We start from the raw sequence: 21,134 nt of genomic DNA, 5'->3' as shown, positions 1-21,134 counted from the left end.
CTGAGTGATTTCTTACTCACCGAACATCAATGTCGGGATGGATACAACATACTTAGCCGCACGGGTGCTGTGTTCCTGATAACTCTAACTATAAGCCACTCGCTTCAAGATTTCATCGCGCTATTACGAAAAATTACAAATAAAACCGCAGACTGCGAGTGTTTACGCAATTGTTCGTCCAGGACTGAACTTTTTTATCCAAATGAAGAATGATTTTTTTATCGCTTCCTTACGTTTCATCGGCTTAGCTTAAACGATCAGAAAAGTTCAGATCCGGAGTTCTCTTTGTCTGAACTTGTTGTTAGGAATATTCCTAATAACTTAAGCGGGGAAATGAAATTAAAAAAATCCTGAATTCACCGATTAAGTTATCAGTTAATTATGATATGTCTTATTAAGATGGCAGAAAATAAATAGAACCACAATAAGCGTAATTTATGATTTTTTCTGTAAATGAAAAAGGCCGCTAATGCGGCCTTTTTATCACATGAAACCGGTATCAGTGAGGTTCTACCGAATGACTGTGTTCAACATCTTCATTCTTACGGCTGAAGCGGCGGCGAACCACCACGAAGAACACCGGTACGAAGAAGATAGCCAGTACGGTTGCGGTAACCATACCGCCCATTACGCCTGTACCTACTGCGTTCTGCGCGCCGGAGCCCGCACCAGAGCTGATAACCAGCGGCAGTACGCCGAGGATAAACGCCAGTGACGTCATCAGGATTGGGCGCAGACGCATACGAACTGCCTCAAGCGTCGCCTCAATCAAGCCTTTGCCTTCTTTCTCCATCAGATCTTTGGCGAATTCAACGATAAGTATCGCGTTCTTCGCCGACAAGCCAATGGTTGTCAGCAGGCCTACCTGGAAGTAAACGTCGTTGGTCAGTCCACGGAACGTTGCGGCAAGCAGCGCACCGATAACCCCGAGTGGAACCACCAGCATAACGGAGAACGGAATCGACCAGCTCTCGTACAGTGCCGCCAGACACAGGAAGACCACAATCAGTGAAATGGCGTACAGAGCAGGGGCCTGGTTACCGGACAGCCGTTCCTGATAGGACATACCGGTCCAGTCATAGCCGATACCCGAAGGCAGTTTGCTCGCCAGTTCTTCCATCAGGTTCATGGCTTCACCAGTGCTTCGGCCCGGCGCTGCCTGACCCAGGATCTCCATAGACGGCAGACCGTTGTAGCGTTCCAGACGTGGTGAACCGTATTCCCAGCGTGACGTTGAGAACGCCGAGAACGGTACCATCTGACCATTGCTGCCGCGCACGAACCAGCTGTTGATATCGTTTGGCAACATACGGTACTGCGCCTCTGACATCACGTACACTTTCTTCACACGACCGCGGTCGATGAAGTCGTTAACGTAGCTACCGCCCCAGGCTGCGCCCAGCGTGGTATTGATGTCACTGATGGACACGCCCAGCGCCTGGGCTTTCTCCTGATCGATATCGATTTTGTACTGCGGCGTATCTTCCAGACCGTTTGGACGTACGCCGACCAGCAGGTCAGGGTGTTTCGCCACTTCACCAAACAACTGGTTACGTGCCTGCGTCAGTTTTTCGTGACCCAGACCGCCCTGGTCGATCAGCTGGAAGTCGAAGCCGGTCGCGGTACCCAGTTCAACAATCGCGGGCAGGTTAAAGGCGAAGACCATCGCATCTTTAATCTGCGAGAAGGTGCCCATTGCACGGCCGGTGATGGCTTCAACCTTGTTCTCTTTGCCCGGACGTTCAGACCAGTCTTTCAGAGAGACGAAGGCAATACCGGTGTTCTGACCGCGACCCGCAAAGCCAAAACCGTTAACCGCAAACACGGATTCAACGTTGGCTTTCTCTTTGGTGAGGTAGTAATCGGTCATCTCATCCAGCACTTTCTGGGTACGCTCTTGCGACGCCCCCGCCGGAAGCTGAGCCATACTCAGGAATACGCCCTGGTCTTCATCCGGCAGGAACGAGCTTGGCAGACGAACGAACAGGAAAGCCATGCCCACCACGATGATGATGTAGAGCAGCAGGTAACGACCGGTGCTGCGCAGGATGTTACCCACGCTGTCGGTGTAGTGGTGCGTGCTCTTATCAAACATGCGGTTAAACCAGCCGAAGAATCCTTTATGCTCGCCATGGCCGCCTTTCTGAATCGGCTTCAGCATGGTCGCACACAGGGCTGGCGTCAGAATCAACGCCACCAGCACTGACAGCGCCATCGCAGAAACGATGGTGATGGAGAACTGGCGGTAAATCGCACCGGTGGAGCCACCGAAGAAGGCCATCGGGATAAATACCGCAGACAGTACCATCGCGATACCGACCAGCGCGCCCTGGATCTGACCCATTGACTTACGGGTTGCTTCCTTCGGCGGCAGACCTTCCTCCGCCATGACGCGCTCGACGTTTTCGACCACGACGATGGCGTCATCCACCAGCAGGCCGATGGCGAGCACCATCCCGAACATCGTCAGGGTGTTTATCGAGTAGCCAAATATCGACAGGATCGCAAAGGTCCCGAGCAATACCACCGGCACGGCAATCGTTGGGATAAGCGTTGCGCGGAAGTTTTGCAGGAACAGGTACATCACCAGGAATACCAGGATGATCGCCTCAACCAGCGTCTTAACCACTTCATGAATCGAGATTTTGACGAACGGCGTGGTGTCATACGGGTAAACGATTTTCAGACCTGACGGGAAGAACGGTTCCATTCTCTTCAGTTCTGCACGGATAGCCGTGGCGGTGTCCAGGGCGTTAGCGCCTGTCGCCAGTTTAATACCCAGACCGGAAGCCGGTTTACCGTTAAACTTCGCAATGATGTCGTAGTTCTCACCACCCAGTTCCACTTTCGCCACGTCACGCAGGCGAACCTGCGAACCGTCCTGATTCACCTTCAGCAGAATTTTGCTGAACTCATCGGCGGAGGTCAGACGGGTCTGCGCGATGATCGAGGCGTTAAGCTGCTGGCCTTTCACCGGCGGCGTACCGCCTAACTGACCGGCTGCAACCTGGGCGTTCTGGGCTTTGATGGCGCTGATGACGTCAACCGGCGTCAGCTGGAAGTTGTTCAGTTTATTCGGGTCCATCCAGATACGCATCGCGTACTGGGAGCCGAACAGCTGCACGTCACCCACACCGGAAGTACGGCTGATAGCGTCCTTCATGTTGGCGCCTACGTAGTCGGAAATATCCTCCTGCGTCATGGTGCCGTTGGTGTTGATAACGCCGACAACCATCAGGAAGCTACTGGACGATTTCTCGACGCTCACGCCCTGTTGTTGTACTTCCTGCGGCAGCAAAGGCATCGCCAGCTGCAGTTTGTTCTGCACCTGAACCTGCGCGATGTCGGCATCAGTACCTGACTGGAAGGTCAGGGTGATCTGAACCGTACCGGTGGAGTCACTGTTTGAGGACATGTACATCAGGTTATCGATACCGTTCATGTTCTGTTCGATAACCTGGGTAACGGTGTCCTGCACCGTTTTCGCATCAGCCCCCGGGTAGGTTGCGGAAATTGTCACCGCCGGTGGCGCAATCGTTGGATATTGCGCGACAGGCAGCTTCAGGATCGCAAGTCCCCCGGCCAGCATGATGATTATGGCGATCACCCACGCAAATATGGGGCGATCGATAAAGAAATTAGGCATGTCTTAACGGCTCCTGTTTAAGTTAAGACTTGGTTTGTTCTGACTGGCCAGCGGCCGAAGCTTGTTGTTTATCGTCAGATTTCACTTCCTGTGCTTTAACCTGCGCGCCAGGACGAACTTTTTGCAAACCAGTAACAATCACGCGATCGCCATCTTTCAGACCTTCCGTCACCAGCCATTTATCGCCAATCGCCTGGGTGGCGGTGATATTGCGCGTTTCGACTTTGTCATCTGCCCCGACAACCAGTGCACTCGCATCGCCGCGTGGCGTACGGGTCACACCCTGCTGTGGAACCAGAAGTGCGGTTGGGTTCGTTCCTTCTTCCAGACGCGCGCGAACAAACATACCTGGCAGCAGGTTTTTATCAGGGTTCGGGAAAATCGCACGTAAGGTGATGGAACCGGTGGTCTGGTCGACCGTCACATCAGAGAATTCCAGCGTACCTTCCTGCGGGAACTTGATACCGTCATTAGTAATCAGCTCCACTTTGGCTTTGCCGTTTTCCTGTTTCAGGGTGCCGTTAGCCAGCTCCTGTTTCAGACGCAGGAAATCATTGCTGGACTGCGTCACGTCGACGTAGATCGGATCAAGCTGCTGCACGGTCGCCAGCGCAGTGGTCTGACCGTTCTGCACCAGTGCCCCTTCCGTGACGGAAGATTTACCAATACGACCGCTGATAGGGGAGGTCACTTTGGTATAGGCCAGGTTAATGCGGGCGGTTTCGACTGCCGCTTTGGCTGCCACGACGGCTGCGTTAGCCTGCTGTGCATCGGCCAGGGCGGTATCGTAATCCTGTTGACTGATGTACTTGGTACCGAGCAGTTTCTGGTAGCGGTTCAGCGTCAGCTGGGCGATTTTGGCTGCAGCCTGTGCTTTCGCCAGGTCACCTTTGGCGCTTTCATAAGATGCCTGATAGGTTGCTGGATCAATCTGATACAGAGACTCACCGGCCTTCACATCACCGCCTTCGGTGAAGTTACGTTTCAGGATAATGCCGCTAACCTGAGGACGGACTTCCGCAATGCGGTAGGCATTTGTACGGCCTGGTAATTCGGTGGTGATTTGTAGAGGTTCAGATTTGAGCGTCACGACGCCTACTTCTGGCGCCTGCTGAGCTCCTTGTTGAGCCGGTTTGTCGTCACATCCTGTTAGCGCTAAGCTGCCTGAGAGCATCAGAACGACCGCCAGAGGCGTTAACCCTCTGTTTTTGTTCATATGTAAACCTCGAGTGTCCGATTTCAAATTGATCAAGGGTCCTGAGTCTAAAAACCCATTGCTGCGTTTATATTATCGTCATGCTATGGTACATACATTCACAAATGTATGTAAATCTGACTCCTGTAAATTCACTCACCTATGGCACGAAAAACCAAACAACAAGCGCTGGAAACCCGACAACACATTCTGGATGTGGCAATACGATTGTTTTCTCAGCAAGGTGTTTCGTCAACCTCGCTGGCGCAGATTGCTCAGGCTGCCGGCGTAACGCGAGGAGCGATTTACTGGCATTTTAAAGACAAGTCAGATCTGTTCAGTGAAATCTGGGAGCTTTCAGAGTCCAGCATTAGCGATCTCGAGAGTGAGTATCGGGCAAAATTCCCCGACGATCCACTCTCAGTATTGAGAGAAATATTAGTATATATCCTTGAAGCGACTGTAGTTGAAGAACGTCGTAGATTAATGATGGAAATTATCTTTCATAAATGCGAGTTCGTGGGCGAAATGGCGGTGGTGCAGCAGGCGCAACGCAGCCTCAGCCTTGAGAGCTATGACCGCATTGAACAGAACCTGAATCACTGCATGCAGGCAAACCTGTTACCGGCCAATCTCTTGACCCGCCGGGCGGCTATCCTGATGCGCAGCTACATTTCAGGCCTGATGGAAAACTGGCTGTTTGCCCCACAATCCTTTGACCTGAAAGCGGAAGCCCGCAGCTACGTGGCGATTTTACTGGAAATGCTCCAGCTCTGCCCCACGCTGCGCAGTGATACATCTTCTCTGACTGCCTGAGTCATTTCCAGGATTTATCTCAGAGGCTCACGTTCGCGCTATTCTGCTTCAGGCGAGCGTGATATTCTTCACGCCGGACTATTTTCGGTCATCTTCTGACATCATTCACAACTATGCTGCCCATCAATCGCTCGCAACATCCTGTTTTTGCATTGCTCTTTGCGATGCTGTTTTTCTTCGCCACGGCGCCGCTGACCTGGGCCCGCGCCGATAACAGCAATGATATTCCCTCGCGCGGCGATGTTCAGTCGCAGCTCGACACGCTGAACAAACAAAAAGACCTTTCTCCTCAGGAGAAACTTACCCAGCAGGATTTGACGGAAACGCTGGAAACGCTTGATAAAATTGAGCGCGTCAAAGCTGAAACCGCACAGCTTCGTCAGAAGGTGGCGCAGGCCCCTGAAAACATGCGCAAAGCGACGGAATCGCTGAACGCCCTGAGTGACGTGGATAACGACGACGAAACGCGCAAGACGCTCTCGACGCTCTCCTTGCGCCAGCTGGAGTCGCGCGTTGCGCAATTACTCGACGACCTGCAAACCGCGCAATCCGATCTCGCAACGTATAACAGCCAGCTTGTCTCCCTGCAAACCCAGCCTGAGCGCGTGCAAAACGCGATGTACACCGCGTCACAGCAGCTGCAGCAAATCCGCAACCGCCTGAACGGCACAACGGTGGGGGAAGGCACGCTACGTCCGACGCAGCAAACCCTGCTGCTGGTTCAGCAGACGTTGCTCAACGCGCAAATCGAACAGCAGCGTAAAAGCCTGGAAGGGAATACGGTGCTGCAGGATACGCTCCAGAAACAGCGTGATTACGTCACCGCGAATATTAATCGCCTGGAACATCAGCTCCAGCTGTTGCAGGAGGCGGTAAACAGTAAACGCCTGACCCTGACGGAAAAAACTGCTCAGGAGGCTGTATCACCTGACGAAACCGCCCGCATTCAGGCGAATCCGCTGGTGAAGCAGGAGCTTGAGGCTAACCATCAGCTTAGCCAGCGCCTGATACTGGCGACGGAAAACGGCAACTCGCTGGTTCAGCAAAATATCAAAGTCAAAAACTGGCTGGATCGCGCGCTGCAGGCTGAGCGCAATATCAAAGAGCAGATAGCAGTCCTGAAAGGCAGCCTTCTGCTGTCGCGTATTCTCTACCAGCAGCAGCAGACGCTCCCGTCCGCCGATGAGCTGGAGGACATGACCAACCGCATTGCGGATTTACGTCTGGAACAATTTGACGTCAACCAGCAGCGCGATGCCCTTTTCCAGAGCGATAACTTTGTCGCCAAAATTGAAGAGGGGCACTCCAGCGACGTGAACCCGGAAGTGCACGACGCGCTGCTCCAGGTCGTTGATATGCGCCGCGAACTGCTGGACCAGCTCAATAAACAGCTGGGCAACCAGCTGATGATGGCGATTAACCTGCAAATCAACCAGCAGCAGCTGGTGAGCGTCTCGAAAAGTCTGCAGGAGATTTTGACCCAGCAGATTTTCTGGGTAAACAGCAACAAACCGATGGACTGGGACTGGATTAAATCCTTCCCTGAGACGCTGAAAACGCAGATCAAGAGCATGAAAATCACCGTGAACTGGGAGAAAGCCTGGCCTGCGGTGACGATTGCCTTGCTGGCGGGTTTACCGCTGCTGCTGATTGCTGGCCTGATTCGCTGGCGTCTGGGCTGGCTGAAAAAATACCAGGCGAAGCTGGCGTCCGAAGTAGGGCAACTGCGAAACGATAGCCAGCTTCATACGCCGAAAGCGATTCTGATCGATCTCATTCGCGCCCTGCCGGTGTGTCTGATTATTCTGGCTGTGGGCCTGATTCTGCTCACGATGCAGCTCAACGTCAGCGATCTGCTGTGGGCGTTCAGTAAAAAACTGGCGCTGTTCTGGCTGGTGTTCGGCGTGTGCTGGAAAGTACTGGAAAAAGACGGTGTGGCCGTGCGCCATTTCAACATGCCTGCACAGCTGACCAGCCACTGGCGTCGTCAGATTGTACGCATAAGCCTGGCGCTCCTGCCGCTGCACTTCTGGTCGGTGGTCTCTGAACTTTCCCCGCTGCATCTGATGGATGATGTGCTGGGGCAGCTGGCCATCCTGTTGAACCTGCTGCTGATTGCTATCCTGATGTGGCCAATGTGCCGCGACAGCTGGCGTGATAAAGAGTCTCACAATATTCGTCTGGCCACCGTGACGGTGCTGGCGATCATTCCGTTGGCGCTGATGGTGCTTACGGCGACGGGTTACTTCTATACCACGCTGCGCCTGTCCGGTCGCTGGATTGAAACAGTCTATCTGGTGATCGTCTGGAACCTGCTTTATCAGACCGTGCTGCGCGGCCTGAGCGTAGCGGCCCGCCGCATTGCCTATCGCCGCGCCATAGCGCGTCGTCAGCATCAGGTGAAAGAGGGGGCCGAAGGGGCAGAGCCACAGGAAGAGCCGACCATCGCGCTGGAGCAGGTTAACCAGCAGACGCTGCGTATCACCATGCTGGTGATGATCGCTCTGTTTGCCGTGATGTTCTGGGCTATCTGGTCCGATCTTATTACCGTTTTCGCCTATCTCGACAGTATTACCCTCTGGCAATACAACGGAACCGAAGCCGGCGCGGCGGTCATGAAAAGCGTGACCATGGGCAGCCTGCTGTTTGCCCTGGTATCGTCGGTCGTGGCCTGGGCGCTGATTCGCAACCTGCCAGGCCTGCTGGAAGTGCTGGTCCTGTCGCGTCTGAACCTGCGTCAGGGGGCGTCGTACGCCATTACCACGATCCTCAACTACGTCATCATTATCGTTGGGGCGATGACGGTCTTTGGCTCGCTTGGCGTCTCGTGGGATAAACTGCAGTGGCTGGCGGCCGCCCTCTCGGTTGGTCTTGGTTTTGGCCTGCAGGAGATCTTCGGTAACTTTGTGTCCGGCCTGATCATCCTGTTCGAACGTCCGGTACGTATTGGCGATACCGTCACCATCGGCACCTTCTCCGGTACGGTCAGTAAGATCCGTATTCGTGCTACCACCATCACCGACTTCGATCGCAAAGAGGTGATCATCCCGAACAAAGCGTTTGTGACCGAGCGTCTGATCAACTGGTCGCTCTCCGATACGGTGACGCGCGTGGTGATCCGCCTCGGCGTAGCCTATGGATCGGATCTGGAGAAGGTGAAAGAGGTACTGCTGAAGGCGGCGTCAGAACATCCGAAAGTGATGCACGATCCTGCTCCGGCGGTATTCTTCACCACCTTTGGGCCGAGTACGCTGGATCACGAGCTGCGTTTATACGTGCGTGAACTGCGTGACCGCAGCTACACGGTGGATGAGCTGAACCGTTCTCTCGATCGTCTGTGTCGTGAAAACGATATTAATATCGCCTTCAACCAGCTTGAGGTTCACCTGCGTAACGAGAAAGGTGATGAGCATACAGAAGTGAAGCGCGAGATTAAGGGTGACGATCCCACTCCTGCCTAATCTGTTTCCCTCTGCCCTCAGGGGCGAGGGAACGATTTTCTCCCTCTCCCTCAGGGAGAGGGCTGGGGTGAGGGTAATTTCCCCTCAAAATCTCTTCGCACAATCTCCAGCGCCTTAAGTACCGTTTCTGCGGGGATCTCATGATTTTCCAGCAGCATGATCAAATCGACGGCCAGTTTGACCTCATCGGGTGCATTTTCCAGTGACATACGGATTCCTTATTTAGCGGGTCAGGCGTTCAATTACGCGCTCAATCTCATCCAGCGCCTGACGGCAGCGAACGATACGTCCTTCCAGCGCGCTAATCTCGCGCATCAATAGCTGCTGCTCTTCCAGCGTTTCGCTGTTGTTCAGCCTCGCTTCGCGTTCGCGCTTCATCTCAAATAGCCGGCGTTCAAACTCCTGGTTCTCCAGCCGCTTGCGCTGCCATTTGCCGAGACCGGGCGAGGGGCTGTCCCAGGCGCGCAGTGGCCAGGCGATGATTTCGCGATGCAGGGCGGTCATCTGCTCAGTGAGATGCTCAGCAAGCCACGCCACCTGTTCCTGCTGCTCGTTCTCTACCGCATGGCGTAACTCATCAAGATTTGTCTGCGCTTCGCCAAGGTAATCCTGTATGCGCGTGCTGCGGGTACGAAAAAGCTGCCGGTCAAAGCGCGGCTTCAGCGTGGCGTGCCCCAGCAGGGGGGTGGCCTCGGCTCGCAGGGTGGTCAGCTGTTTTTGCAGCATCTCCAGAAGCAAGTCTGTTTTCAAGGCGCTCTCCAGTGGTAAAGTAGCCGTTCAGTTTGATAACGATTCGCATTATGCAGCGTACTATTTTAATCATCATTGGCTGGATCGCGGTAGTGCTTGGCACGCTGGGTGTGGTTTTACCCTTACTGCCGACCACGCCGTTTATCCTGCTGGCGGCCTGGTGCTTCGCCCGCTCGTCACCGCGTTTTCACCACTGGCTGCTGTATCGCTCATGGTTTGGCGGCTATCTGCGGCACTGGCAAAAACACCGGGCCATGCCGCCCGGCGCGAAGCCGCGCGCGATCGCGGTGATCCTCATCACCTTCGCTATTTCATTATGGCTGGTGAAAATGATGTGGGTGCGGATCCTGTTGCTGGTCATCCTCACCTGTCTGCTTATCTTCATGTGGCGGATCCCCGTGGTTGATGAAAAGCAACAAAAGCACTGAAGCCTTATCAAGGCTGTTGCAATTATTGCGTACAGCCAGTAAATTCGACCGTTTTCGAGCACAGGTGCGCCTGGTTAAAGGTTAAACAATTGTTGCCTTGACCGACTCGTTGCGCGCTGTGAGTAACACTGTTTCATTTAGGCACAAACCGATGACCGCAACTGCACAGCAGCTTGAATATCTGAAAAACAGCATCAAAAGCATCCAGGACTATCCAAAGCCTGGCATTCTTTTCCGTGATGTCACCAGCTTGCTGGAAGACCCGAAAGCGTACGCGCTCAGCATTGAACTGCTGGTCGAACGTTATAAAAACGCCGGGATCACCAAAGTAGTAGGTACCGAAGCCCGTGGCTTCCTGTTTGGCGCACCTGTTGCGCTGGCAATGGGCGTGGGTTTTGTACCGGTGCGTAAGCCGCGCAAACTGCCGCGTGAAACCATCGCTGAGAGCTACGAACTGGAGTACGGCACCGATCAGCTGGAGATCCACGTTGATGCGATCAAGCCTGGCGACAAAGTGCTGGTGGTCGACGATCTGCTGGCAACCGGCGGTACCATTGAAGCGACCGTGAAGCTGATCCGTCGTCTGGGTGGTGAAGTGACCGACGCGGCCTTCATCATCAACCTGTTCGATCTCGGCGGTGAACAGCGTCTGGAAAAACAGGGTATTACCAGCTACAGCCTGGTGCCTTTCCCGGGTCATTAATCCCGGTTTTCACAACCTCGCTCAATGGGTGAGGTTGTGATAGCATTCCCCTCCATAAATTCACCTTCCAGCGTTGCAGAGCCTGCCCATGAGTTATCAGGTGTTAGCCCGTAAATGGCGACCACAAACCTTTGCTGACGTTGTCGGTCAGGAACATGTGCTGACGGCCCTGGCGAACGGCTTGTCGCTAGGTCGCATCCATCACGCTTATCTTTTCTCCGGCACCCGCGGCGTCGGTAAGACTTCTATTGCCCGTTTGCTGGCAAAAGGTCTCAACTGTGAAACCGGGATCACCGCCACGCCGTGCGGCGTGTGTGATAACTGCCGGGAGATCGAGCAGGGGCGATTTGTCGATCTGATCGAGATCGACGCCGCCTCGCGCACCAAAGTTGAAGATACCCGCGACCTGCTGGACAACGTGCAGTATGCCCCGGCGCGCGGCCGCTTCAAGGTCTACCTGATCGATGAAGTGCACATGCTGTCGCGCCACAGCTTCAACGCCCTGCTGAAAACGCTGGAAGAGCCGCCCGCGCACGTGAAGTTCCTGCTGGCGACTACCGATCCGCAAAAGCTGCCGGTCACCATTCTGTCGCGCTGTCTGCAGTTCCACCTGAAGGCGCTGGACGTTGAGCAGATCCGTGCGCAGCTTGAGCACATTCTTGATGAAGAGAAAATTGTCCACGAACCGCGCGCCCTGCAGCTGCTGGCCCGCGCGGCGGACGGTAGCCTGCGTGATGCACTCAGTCTGACCGATCAGGCAATTGCCAGCGGTGACGGCAAGCTCTCCACCGAGGCGGTCAGCACCATGCTCGGCACGCTGGATGACGATCAGGCGCTTTCGCTTATCGAAGCGATGATTGCCGCCAACGGCGAACGCGTGATGTCGCAGGTGAATGCTGCCGCTGCCCGGGGTATTGAATGGGAAGGACTGCTGGTTGAGATGCTCAGCCTGCTGCACCGCGTGGCGATGCTGCAGCTTTCTCCGTCCGCCATCGGTGCGGATATGGCCGCCATTGAACAGCGGATGCGTGAACTTGCCCGCACCGTGCCGCCTGCCGACGTGCAGCTTTATTACCAGACGCTGCTGATTGGCCGCAAAGAGCTACCGTTCGCACCGGATCCGCGGATGGGCGTTGAAATGACGCTGCTGCGCGCGCTGGCGTTCCACCCGCGCATGCCATTGCCGGAGCCTGAAGTGCCGCGGCAGTCTTTCGCGCCGGTCGCCCCTACGGCTGTGATGTCGCCGCAGCAGGTGCCACCGCAGCCGACACCGCCGCCACAGCAAGACGTGCCGCTGTCGGATGCCACCAGTTCGGTGCTTGCCGCACGCAGCCAGCTGCAGCGTGCCCAGGGAGTAACCAAACCAAAAAAGAGTGAACCGGCAGCGCCAGGAAGAGCGCGGCCGGTGAACAACGCCGCGCTTGAACGACTGGCCTCGGTAACGGAGCGCGTACAGTCGCGTCCTGCACCGTCCGCGCTCGAGCAGAAAGCCCCGGTGAAAGAAGAGGCTTACCGCTGGAAGGCAACCACCATCATCGAAACGGTGAAGGAAGAGGTCGCCACGCCGAAAGCGCTGAAAAAGGCGCTGGAGCATGAGAAAACGCCGGAGCTTTCCGCGAAGCTTGCCGAAGAATCTATTGCACGCGACGCCTGGGCCGCCGAGGTCAGCCAACTCCAGCTGCCGAAGCTGGTCGAGCAGGTCGCGCTGAATGCCTGGAAAGAGCAGGACGGCAATCAGGTGCGTTTACACCTGCGTCCGGGTCAACGCCACCTGAATTCGCCCGGTGCGCAAAAAGTGCTGGCGGAGGCGCTTGGCGCTTTACAGGGTTCACCGGTTGAATTGACTATCATTGAAGATGATAATCCGGCAGTGAAAACGCCGCTGGAGTGGCGTCAGGCCATTTATGAAGAAAAGCTCGCGCAGGCGCGCGAGGCGATTATTGCGGATAACAACATTCAGACCCTGCGCCGTTTCTTCGACGCCGATCTGGATGAAGAGAGTATTCGCCCCATTTGATCGTGAGTCTGACTTACGGTTGTAATCCTTAAACGTGAAAGAAGAGAGAAGCCTATGTTTGGTGGAAAAGGCGGTCTGGGTGGCCTGATGAAGCAGGCTCAGCAGATGCAGGAAAAAATGCAGAAGATGCAGGAAGAGATCGCTCAGCTGGAAGTCACGGGTGAGTCCGGCGCCGGTCTGGTCAAAGTGACCATCAACGGTGCGCACAACTGCCGTCGCGTTGAAATCGACCCGAGCCTGCTCGAAGACGACAAAGATATGCTGGAAGATCTGGTTGCAGCCGCGTTTAACGATGCTGCTCGCCGTATCGACGAAACTCAGAAAGAGAAAATGGCCTCTGTTTCCAGCGGTATGCAACTGCCGCCTGGCTTCAAGATGCCATTCTGATGCAAACTAGTCCGCTGCTCACGCAGTTAATGGAAGCACTGCGCTGCCTGCCGGGCGTTGGCCCGAAGTCGGCGCAGCGCATGGCGTTTACGCTATTGCAGCGCGACCGCAGCGGCGGGATGCGCCTGGCGCAGGCTTTAACCCGCGCCATGTCAGAAATTGGTCACTGTGCGGATTGCCGTACCTTTACCGAGCAGGATGTGTGTAACATTTGTACGAACCCGCGTCGCCAGGAAAACGGTCAGATTTGCGTGGTGGAGAGTCCGGCGGACATCTACGCCATCGAACAAACCGGGCAGTTTTCCGGCCGCTACTTCGTGCTGATGGGGCATCTCTCCCCGCTGGACGGTATTGGCCCGGATGATATCGGTCTTGATCGCCTTGAACAGCGTCTTGAGTCCGAAACCATCAAAGAGGTGATCCTCGCCACCAACCCCACGGTGGAAGGGGAAGCAACCGCCAACTATATCGCCGAACTGTGCTCGCAGTACGGTGTTGACGCCAGCCGCATCGCCCACGGCGTGCCGGTGGGCGGCGAGCTGGAGATGGTGGACGGCACCACGCTGTCCCACTCTCTGGCCGGACGTCACAAGATTATTTTCTGACCAAACGGAGGCTGCGTAAGCCGCCTCCGCTTGAAAATTCCTCCTCTTATCCCCATCTCTCACTCAACGTTTTACAACCCCATTAAATGGCATTGTTGAGGTCGACATAGATGAAAGGACAAGAAACCCGTGGTTTCCAGTCAGAAGTAAAACAGCTTCTGCACCTGATGATCCATTCCTTGTATTCCAACAAAGAAATTTTCCTGCGTGAGCTGATTTCCAACGCCTCGGATGCGGCGGACAAGCTGCGCTTCCGCGCGCTGTCTAACCCGGATCTGTACGAAGGCGACGGCGAGCTGCGCGTGCGCGTCTCGTTTAATAAAGAGAACCGCACCCTGACCATCGCCGATAACGGCATTGGGATGAACCGCGACGAAGTGATCGACCACCTCGGGACTATCGCGAAATCCGGCACCAAAGCGTTCCTTGAGTCCATGGGCTCAGACCAGGCGAAAGACAGCCAGCTGATCGGTCAGTTCGGCGTTGGGTTCTACTCGGCATTCATCGTGGCGGACAAAGTCACCGTGCGCACCCGCGCCGCGGGCGATAGCGCCGAGAACGGCGTGCTGTGGGAATCTAAAGGTGAAGGCGAATATACCGTTGGTGACATCACCAAAGCGGATCGCGGGACTGAAATCACCCTGCACCTGCGTGAAGGGGAAGATGATTTCCTGAACGACTGGCGCGTTCGCTCCATCATCAGCAAGTATTCCGATCATATCGCGCTGCCGGTTGAGATTGAAAAACAGGAAGAGAAAGACGGTGAAACCGTGGTCTCCTGGGAGAAAATCAACAAGGCGCAGGCGCTGTGGACGCGCAACAAGTCTGAAATCAAAGACGACGAGTACAACGAATTCTACAAGCACATCGCCCACGACTTTACCGACCCGCTGACCTGGAGCCACAACCGTGTGGAAGGTAAGCAGGAGTACACCAGCCTGCTGTACATCCCGGCACAGGCTCCGTGGGACATGTGGAACCGCGATCACAAGCACGGCCTGAAGCTGTACGTGCAGCGCGTCTTCATCATGGACGACGCCGAGCAGTTCATGCCGAACTACCTGCGCTTTGTGCGCGGTCTGATAGATTCCAACGATCTGCCGCTGAACGTCTCGCGTGAAATTCTGCAGGACAGCACCGTCACCCGTAACTTGCGCAACGCTCTGACCAAACGTGCGCTGCAGATGCTGGAAAAACTGGCGAAAGACGATGCGGAAAAATATCAGACCTTCTGGAAACAGTTCGGCCTGGTGCTGAAAGAAGGCCCGGCAGAAGACACCGCGAACGTTGAAACGATCGCCAAACTGCTGCGCTTCGCCTCAACGCATACCGACTCTTCCGCACAGACCGTGTCGCTGGAAGAGTACGTCTCGCGCATGAAGGAAGGGCAGGAGAAGATCTACTACATCACCGCCGACAGCTACGCGGCGGCGAAGAGCAGCCCGCATCTGGAGCTGTTGCGCAAGAAAGGCATCGAAGTGCTGCTGCTGTCTGACCGCATCGACGAGTGGATGATGAACTACCTGACCGAGTTCGACGGTAAGGCATTCCAGTCTGTCGCTAAGGCGGACGAGTCTATCGACAAGCTGGCGGATGAAGTGGACGAAAGCGCGAAAGAAGCCGAGAAGGCGCTGGAGCCGTTTGTTGAGCGCGTGAAAACGCTGCTGGGCGAGCGCGTGAAGGAAGTGCGTTTCACCCACCGTCTGACCGACACCCCGGCCATTGTCACCACCGATGCCGATGAAATGAGCACCCAGATGGCGAAGCTGTTCGCTGCTGCAGGCCAGGCGGTTCCGGAAGTGAAATATATCTTTGAGCTTAATCCGGATCATCCTCTGGTGAAACGCGCGGCGGATACCCAGGACGACGCCCGCTTTGCCGAGTGGGTTGAACTGCTGCTGGATCAGTCTCTGCTGGCCGAACGCGGTACGCTGGAAGATCCTAACCTCTTCATTAAACGTGTGAATGCGCTGCTGCTGGCGTAACTGACCACGCCTCCCCTGGTCTTCTCCCTCAACCCGTGGGAGAGGGCCGGGGTGAGGGCACCAGACCGCACTAACCCAAATAATCTCCTCCCATTAACCGTTTCAGCCCTCCCGCCTTCCTTGAGCGATACCCGTTCTGGTGGTATTGTTTAGCGCTTTTGAAAAATTGAATCGACTTTTGAGGGGATTTTCGCAATGCGTATTATTCTGCTTGGCGCTCCGGGCGCGGGTAAAGGAACTCAGGCTCAGTTCATCATGGAGAAATACGGTATTCCGCAAATCTCCACCGGTGATATGCTGCGCGCCGCTGTTAAATCTGGCTCAGAGCTGGGTAAACAAGCGAAAGACATCATGGACGCAGGCAAGCTGGTGACCGACGAGCTGGTTATTGCTCTGGTCAAAGAGCGCATTGCTCAGGAAGACTGCCGTAACGGTTTCCTGCTGGACGGTTTCCCACGCACCATTCCTCAGGCTGATGCCATGAAAGAAGCGGGCATCAACGTGGACTACGTTCTGGAATTCGACGTACCGGACGAGCTGATCGTTGACCGTATCGTTGGCCGTCGCGTACACGCTGCTTCTGGCCGCGTTTACCACATCAAATTCAACCCACCTAAGGTTGAAGGTAAAGACGACGTGACCGGCGAAGAGCTGACCACCCGTAAAGATGACCAGGAAGAGACCGTGCGTAAGCGCCTGGTGGAATACCATCAGATGACCGCGCCGCTGATCGGTTACTACACCAAAGAAGCGCAAGCGGGTAACACCAAATACGCGAAAGTTGACGGCACCAAAGCCGTGGCTGACGTGCGTGCAGAGCTGGAAAAAATCCTCGGCTAATCGCGCACCTCTCACCCGGGTTCTCCGGGTGAGAAATATTCTCATTTTATCTATCGCAGCAATGGGTTTCGTTTAAACGCATTTCCGCTACAATTGACAACCATTCAAATGGTTAAGAGGCGTGAATGAGTCAGGCGAAAACCGGCATCCTGCTTGCCAATCTGGGCACTCCAGAAGCACCTACATCAGACGCGGTAAAACGCTACCTGCGACAATTTTTAAGCGACACGCGCGTTGTGGATTTTCCACGACTGCTGTGGTGGCCGCTGCTGCGTGGCGTCATTCTGCCGATCCGTTCTCCGCGCGTCGCTAAGCTCTATCAGTCCGTCTGGATGGAAGAGGGCTCGCCGCTGATGGTCTACAGCCGTCGTCAGGAAAAAGCGCTGGCTGCCCGCCTGCCGGATGTGCCCGTCGCGCTTGGCATGAGCTACGGAAAACCGTCCCTGGAAAGCGCGGTGGAATCACTGCTGGCGCAGGGCGTGGACCATATCGTCGTACTGGCGCTCTACCCGCAGTACTCCTGCTCGACGGTGGCTGCCGTTTGGGACGAACTGGCGCGCATTCTCGCGACCCGCCGTCGTATACCGGGCGTGACCTTTATTCGCGATTACGCGGATAACGATCTCTACATCAAGGCGCTTGCCAACAGCGCGCGCGCGTCGTTTGAAAAACACGGCGAGCCGGATCTGCTGCTGCTCTCCTATCACGGGATCCCGCAGCGTTTTGCCAATGAAGGCGATGATTACCCGCAGCGCTGCCGCGATACCACCCGCGAGCTGGTTTCCGCCCTCGGCCTGCCGCCGGAGAAGGTGATGATGACCTTCCAGTCGCGCTTTGGCCGAGAGCCGTGGCTGACGCCGTACACTGATGAAACCCTCAAAATGCTCGGTGAGAAAGGCGTGAAGCATGTTCAGGTGATGTCGCCGGGGTTCTCGGCAGACTGTCTGGAAACGCTGGAGGAGATCGCGGTGCAAAACCGGGAGTTTTTCCTTGAGGCTGGCGGTGAGAAGTACGAGTACATTCCGGCACTTAACGACTCGCCTGAACACATCGACATGATGGTGTCGCTGGTGACAAACAGCCGCTGATCGCACTCAGAGCCGGGTTTGTGCTACCATTCCCGGCTTCTATTCCTTGCACAGTTCAGACCATGAAATTTCCCGGTAAACGTAAATCTAAGCACTACTTCCCCGTTGATGCCCGCGATCCGCTCCTGCAGCAAATCCAGCCAGAAAATGAAACCAGCGCGGCATGGGTCGTCGGTATCGATCAGACGCTGGTGGACATTGAAGCGAAAGTGGATGATGCGTTTGTCGCCCGTTACGGTCTGAGCGCCGGGCACTCGCTGGTGATCGAAGATGACGTTGCCGAAGCGCTGTACCAGGAACTGGTGCGTGAAAATCTGATCACCCATCAGTTCGCCGGTGGCACTATCGGCAATACCATGCACAACTACTCCGTGCTGGCAGACGACCGCTCGGTCCTGCTCGGCGTGATGTGCAGCAATATTGAAATTGGTGGATACGCCTACCGCTATTTGTGCAACACCTCCAGCCGCACCGATCTGAACTACCTTCAGGGCGTCGACGGGCCCATTGGCCGCTGCTTTACGCTTATCGGTGAATCCGGCGAGCGCACCTTTGCCATCAGCCCGGGGCATATGAACAAGCTGCGTGCCGAGAGTATTCCGGAAGAGGTAATTGCGGGCGCCTCGGCGCTGGTGCTGACGTCATACCTGGTGCGCTGTAAACCGGGTGAGCCCATGCCGGAAGCGACCATGAAGGCGATTGAGTACGCGAAGAAATACAACGTGCCCGTCGTTCTGACGCTGGGTACTAAATTCGTGATTGCCGATAACCCCGAGTGGTGGCAGGCCTTCCTGAAAGAGCACGTCTCCATTCTTGCGATGAATGAAGAAGAGGCCGAAGCGCTGACCGGCGAGAGCGATCCGCTGCTGGCTTCTGATAAAGCGCTGGACTGGGTGGATCTGGTGCTCTGCACCGCCGGCCCTGTCGGGCTGTATATGGCGGGCTTCACGGAAGAAGAAAGCAAACGCAAAACTCAGCACCCGCTGCTGCCTGGGGCGATTGCCGAGTTCAACCAGTACGAGTTCAGCCGCGGTATGCGCCATCAGGATTGCATCAACCCGCTGCGGATCTACTCTCACATCGCGCCATATATGGGCGGACCGGAGAAGATCATGAACACCAACGGCGCGGGCGACGGTGCGCTGGCCGCGCTGCTGCACGACATTACCGCCAATGCCTACCACAAAACCAACGTACCGAACTCCAGCAAGCACAAGTTCAGCTGGCTGACCTATTCGTCGCTGGCGCAGGTATGCAAATACGCGAACCGCGTGAGTTATCAGGTGCTGAACCAGCACTCACCGCGTTTAACGCGTGGCCTGCCGGAACGGGAAGACAGCCTCGAAGAGGCTTATTGGGATCGTTGATTGCTAAAAGAAAACCCCGGTGGCGCTGCGCTTACCGGGGCTACTTGTAGGCCTGCTAAGCGTAGCGCCAGCAGGCTTTTTTTAGCCCGTTACCGCCTCTTCAACCGGCGGTTTCTCCAGTAGCGTCAGCATCGTGTTCGCAATCTCGCGCTCGCCCATCACCACCTTATTCGCACCGCGCTCGGTGATATACTCCACTTCGTCGTCATAATGCGCCCGGGCAATAATCTCAATATTTGGGCACTTCTCGCGCGCGGAGGCCACAATCTCACCCGCTTCATAGCCGTTTGGTATGGTCAGCAGCAGCCAGCGCGCGCACTCCAGATGCGCCAGGCTCATGATCTCTTCGTTCGCCGCATTGCCCAGCACCGCACGAATACCGCGCTCGCGCAGCTCGTCGACGCGGGTGCGTGACGTTTCAATCACCACCAGCGGAATGTCCTGTGCCATCAGCTTCTCGCCGAGCAGGCTGCCCACGCGGCCAAAGCCGACCAGCAGGGCGTGATTGCAAATATCCACCGGGATCTGCTTCTCTTCTTCGATGGCTTCTTCCAGGGTCTGTTCTTCCAGCGTTTCGGTTTTATCGAGGTATTTTTCCAGCAGGGCAAACAGCACCGGGTTCAGCATAATCGACAGGATCGCGCCTGCCAGCACCAGGTTTTGCCCGGCCTGCGGCAGCAGGTTCAGGGCCATGCCCAGGCCGGCCAGAATAAAGGCGAACTCACCAATCTGCGCCAGGCTGGCGGCGATGGTCAGCGCCGTACGCGGGGAGTGACCGAACATCCGCACCAGGAAGAAAGCGGCGAGCGACTTACCAAAAATAATGATCGCCAGCGTGCCCAGCACGGCCAGCGGCTGGTGAATCAGGACCATCGGATCAAACAGCATTCCGACGGAGACGAAGAACAGCACGGCGAAGGCGTCGCGCAGCGGCAGGGTGTCGTGTGCTGCGCGGTGGCTCAGCTCGGATTCGTTCAGCACCATCCCGGCGAAGAACGCGCCCAGGGCAAAGGAGACATCAAACAGCTCAACGGCACCAAACGCGATACCCAGCGCCAGCGCCAGCACGGAGAGGGTAAACAGCTCGCGTGAGCCGGTCGCCGCACTGCGGGACATGATCCACGGCACCAGACGGCGGCCTACCAGCATCATGATGGCGATAAACGCCACCACTTTCCCGATGGTGATGCTCATATCCAGCGCCAGCGAGGCGAAGCCGACATTGTCTTTTTCCATCATGCCGGCGACGGCAGGCAGCAGCACCAGCGTCAGGACCATGACCAGGTCTTCAACAATCAGCCAGCCTATCGCGATTTGCCCACGCTGGCTGTCTATCAGCTGTCTCTCTTCAAGCGCACGCAGCAGCACCACGGTACTGGCGGTTGAGAGACACAGCCCAAATACGATGCCGGTCATTAACGACCAGCCCAGCACTGCCGAAAGTGCCATCCCCAGCAGCGTCGCCACCCCTATCTGGGCGATCGCTCCCGGTATGGCAATCGACTTTACCGCCATCAAATCCTTCAGGGAGAAATGCAGGCCGACGCCAAACATCAGCAGAATCACGCCCAATTCCGCCAGTTCAGGGGCCAGTTTGGTATCCGCAACGAAGCCTGGCGTAAACGGTCCCGCCAGTACGCCCGCTAACAGATAGCCGACAAGAGGAGAAATACGCAGTTTATTAGCAATCATGCCGAGGATAAAAGCGAGCACAAGTCCACCAACAATGGTGGTGATAAGCGGTGTGGCGTGGTGCATTCCGTCTCCTTTCGTTGTGGGTGTTCCTTTTTGGTGAAAAACCAAAAACTGAGTAATAGTTTATGACAATTTTTGCCCTTATGTTTAT

The 21,134-nt window shown here is 55.8% G+C and carries 15 protein-coding genes, 1 pseudogene and 1 other annotated feature; of the genes and pseudogenes, 11 read left to right on the top strand and 5 right to left on the bottom strand.

Going from position 1 to position 21,134, the window contains the following annotated elements; genetic code table 11:
* Nucleotides 1–499 precede the first annotated feature (499 nt).
* Together acrB and acrA are read right to left on the bottom strand one after the other, a co-directional pair.
* On the bottom strand, nt 500–3,646 hold the full coding sequence (gene acrB, locus PYW49_RS08280; RefSeq protein ID WP_320386212.1) for a multidrug efflux RND transporter permease subunit AcrB: 3,147 nt from the start codon (nt 3,644–3,646) through the stop codon (nt 500–502).
* A 22-nt stretch (nt 3,647–3,668) separates the two neighbouring features.
* Nucleotides 3,669–4,862, bottom strand: coding sequence for a multidrug efflux RND transporter periplasmic adaptor subunit AcrA (gene acrA / locus PYW49_RS08275; protein WP_023310601.1), 1,194 nt, complete (start codon nt 4,860–4,862; stop codon nt 3,669–3,671).
* 141 nt (nt 4,863–5,003) lie between these two features.
* Here acrA and acrR point away from each other — a divergent pair, with 141 nt between their 5' ends.
* Both acrR and mscK read left to right on the top strand, forming a co-directional pair.
* Nucleotides 5,004–5,657 (top strand): multidrug efflux transporter transcriptional repressor AcrR, encoded by a 654-nt coding sequence (gene acrR, locus PYW49_RS08270; protein ID WP_320386211.1) that lies wholly within the window; start codon nt 5,004–5,006, stop codon nt 5,655–5,657.
* A 113-nt stretch (nt 5,658–5,770) separates the two neighbouring features.
* Complete coding sequence (gene mscK, locus PYW49_RS08265) at nt 5,771–9,118, top strand: mechanosensitive channel MscK (RefSeq protein WP_134348597.1); 3,348 nt, start codon at nt 5,771–5,773, stop codon at nt 9,116–9,118.
* A gap of 37 nt (nt 9,119–9,155) precedes the next feature.
* Here mscK and rsmS read toward each other — a convergent pair.
* Both rsmS and priC read right to left on the bottom strand, forming a co-directional pair.
* Nucleotides 9,156–9,327: pseudogene (gene rsmS, locus PYW49_RS08260) on the bottom strand (pleiotropic regulatory protein RsmS); the annotation flags it as partial.
* A 13-nt stretch (nt 9,328–9,340) separates the two neighbouring features.
* Complete coding sequence (priC, locus tag PYW49_RS08255) at nt 9,341–9,868, bottom strand: primosomal replication protein N'' (RefSeq protein ID WP_320386210.1); 528 nt, start codon at nt 9,866–9,868, stop codon at nt 9,341–9,343.
* A gap of 50 nt (nt 9,869–9,918) precedes the next feature.
* Here priC and PYW49_RS08250 point away from each other — a divergent pair, with 50 nt between their 5' ends.
* The 9 genes from PYW49_RS08250 to PYW49_RS08210 all read left to right on the top strand — a co-directional run bounded on the left by PYW49_RS08250 (nt 9,919) and on the right by PYW49_RS08210 (nt 19,288).
* Nucleotides 9,919–10,296 (top strand): DUF454 family protein, encoded by a 378-nt coding sequence (locus PYW49_RS08250; RefSeq protein ID WP_134348594.1) that lies wholly within the window; start codon nt 9,919–9,921, stop codon nt 10,294–10,296.
* A 151-nt stretch (nt 10,297–10,447) separates the two neighbouring features.
* On the top strand, nt 10,448–10,999 hold the full coding sequence (apt, locus tag PYW49_RS08245) for an adenine phosphoribosyltransferase (RefSeq protein ID WP_000127359.1): 552 nt from the start codon (nt 10,448–10,450) through the stop codon (nt 10,997–10,999).
* An 88-nt stretch (nt 11,000–11,087) separates the two neighbouring features.
* Nucleotides 11,088–13,016, top strand: coding sequence for a DNA polymerase III subunit gamma/tau (dnaX, locus tag PYW49_RS08240; protein WP_320386209.1), 1,929 nt, complete (start codon nt 11,088–11,090; stop codon nt 13,014–13,016).
* Nucleotides 12,346–12,410, top strand: a sequence feature (DnaX frameshifting element). Its footprint overlaps the gene before it by 65 nt.
* Before the next feature lie 54 nt (nt 13,017–13,070).
* A complete protein-coding gene (locus PYW49_RS08235; RefSeq protein WP_010428194.1) occupies nt 13,071–13,403 on the top strand; it encodes a YbaB/EbfC family nucleoid-associated protein in 333 nt (110 codons plus the stop codon).
* Nucleotides 13,403–14,008 (top strand): recombination mediator RecR, encoded by a 606-nt coding sequence (gene recR, locus PYW49_RS08230; RefSeq protein WP_008499298.1) that lies wholly within the window; start codon nt 13,403–13,405, stop codon nt 14,006–14,008. Before PYW49_RS08235 ends, recR begins: the two co-directional genes overlap by 1 nt.
* Nucleotides 14,009–14,118: 110 nt before the next feature.
* Nucleotides 14,119–15,993 carry a molecular chaperone HtpG gene (htpG, locus tag PYW49_RS08225; RefSeq protein WP_134348592.1) on the top strand — a complete coding sequence of 625 codons (1,875 nt, stop codon included), beginning with the start codon at nt 14,119–14,121 and terminating at the stop codon, nt 15,991–15,993.
* A 195-nt stretch (nt 15,994–16,188) separates the two neighbouring features.
* Nucleotides 16,189–16,833, top strand: coding sequence for an adenylate kinase (gene adk / locus PYW49_RS08220; RefSeq protein WP_006809841.1), 645 nt, complete (start codon nt 16,189–16,191; stop codon nt 16,831–16,833).
* A gap of 125 nt (nt 16,834–16,958) precedes the next feature.
* On the top strand, nt 16,959–17,921 hold the full coding sequence (gene hemH, locus PYW49_RS08215; RefSeq protein WP_134348591.1) for a ferrochelatase: 963 nt from the start codon (nt 16,959–16,961) through the stop codon (nt 17,919–17,921).
* A 62-nt stretch (nt 17,922–17,983) separates the two neighbouring features.
* Nucleotides 17,984–19,288 carry an inosine/guanosine kinase gene (locus PYW49_RS08210; RefSeq protein WP_024906855.1) on the top strand — a complete coding sequence of 435 codons (1,305 nt, stop codon included), beginning with the start codon at nt 17,984–17,986 and terminating at the stop codon, nt 19,286–19,288.
* Nucleotides 19,289–19,369: 81 nt separating this feature from the next.
* Here the strand turns inward: PYW49_RS08210 and ybaL are convergent, their stop codons facing one another.
* The gene (ybaL, locus tag PYW49_RS08205; RefSeq protein ID WP_320386208.1) at nt 19,370–21,046 is read right to left on the bottom strand and encodes a YbaL family putative K(+) efflux transporter; all 1,677 of its coding nucleotides are present in this window, start codon (nt 21,044–21,046) and stop codon (nt 19,370–19,372) included.
* Nucleotides 21,047–21,134 lie beyond the last annotated feature (88 nt).

Origin of the sequence: Enterobacter chinensis, assembly GCF_034008295.1 — a bacterium.
Taxonomy (GTDB): Bacteria; Pseudomonadota; Gammaproteobacteria; order Enterobacterales; family Enterobacteriaceae; genus Enterobacter; species Enterobacter chinensis.
Note: the sequence above shows the minus strand (reverse complement) of the source record. Positions and strands in the feature narration are given on the sequence as shown.

Coding starts and splice junctions, on each gene's coding strand:
- mscK (WP_134348597.1), top strand. CDS start 5,771: ATGCTGCCCATCAATCGCTCGCAACATCCTGTTTTTGCATTGCTCTTT.
- acrA (WP_023310601.1), bottom strand. CDS start 4,862: ATGAACAAAAACAGAGGGTTAACGCCTCTGGCGGTCGTTCTGATGCTC.
- acrR (WP_320386211.1), top strand. CDS start 5,004: ATGGCACGAAAAACCAAACAACAAGCGCTGGAAACCCGACAACACATT.
- recR (WP_008499298.1), top strand. CDS start 13,403: ATGCAAACTAGTCCGCTGCTCACGCAGTTAATGGAAGCACTGCGCTGC.
- adk (WP_006809841.1), top strand. CDS start 16,189: ATGCGTATTATTCTGCTTGGCGCTCCGGGCGCGGGTAAAGGAACTCAG.
- apt (WP_000127359.1), top strand. CDS start 10,448: ATGACCGCAACTGCACAGCAGCTTGAATATCTGAAAAACAGCATCAAA.
- PYW49_RS08250 (WP_134348594.1), top strand. CDS start 9,919: ATGCAGCGTACTATTTTAATCATCATTGGCTGGATCGCGGTAGTGCTT.
- PYW49_RS08235 (WP_010428194.1), top strand. CDS start 13,071: ATGTTTGGTGGAAAAGGCGGTCTGGGTGGCCTGATGAAGCAGGCTCAG.
- hemH (WP_134348591.1), top strand. CDS start 16,959: ATGAGTCAGGCGAAAACCGGCATCCTGCTTGCCAATCTGGGCACTCCA.
- ybaL (WP_320386208.1), bottom strand. CDS start 21,046: ATGCACCACGCCACACCGCTTATCACCACCATTGTTGGTGGACTTGTG.
- htpG (WP_134348592.1), top strand. CDS start 14,119: ATGAAAGGACAAGAAACCCGTGGTTTCCAGTCAGAAGTAAAACAGCTT.
- acrB (WP_320386212.1), bottom strand. CDS start 3,646: ATGCCTAATTTCTTTATCGATCGCCCCATATTTGCGTGGGTGATCGCC.
- dnaX (WP_320386209.1), top strand. CDS start 11,088: ATGAGTTATCAGGTGTTAGCCCGTAAATGGCGACCACAAACCTTTGCT.
- PYW49_RS08210 (WP_024906855.1), top strand. CDS start 17,984: ATGAAATTTCCCGGTAAACGTAAATCTAAGCACTACTTCCCCGTTGAT.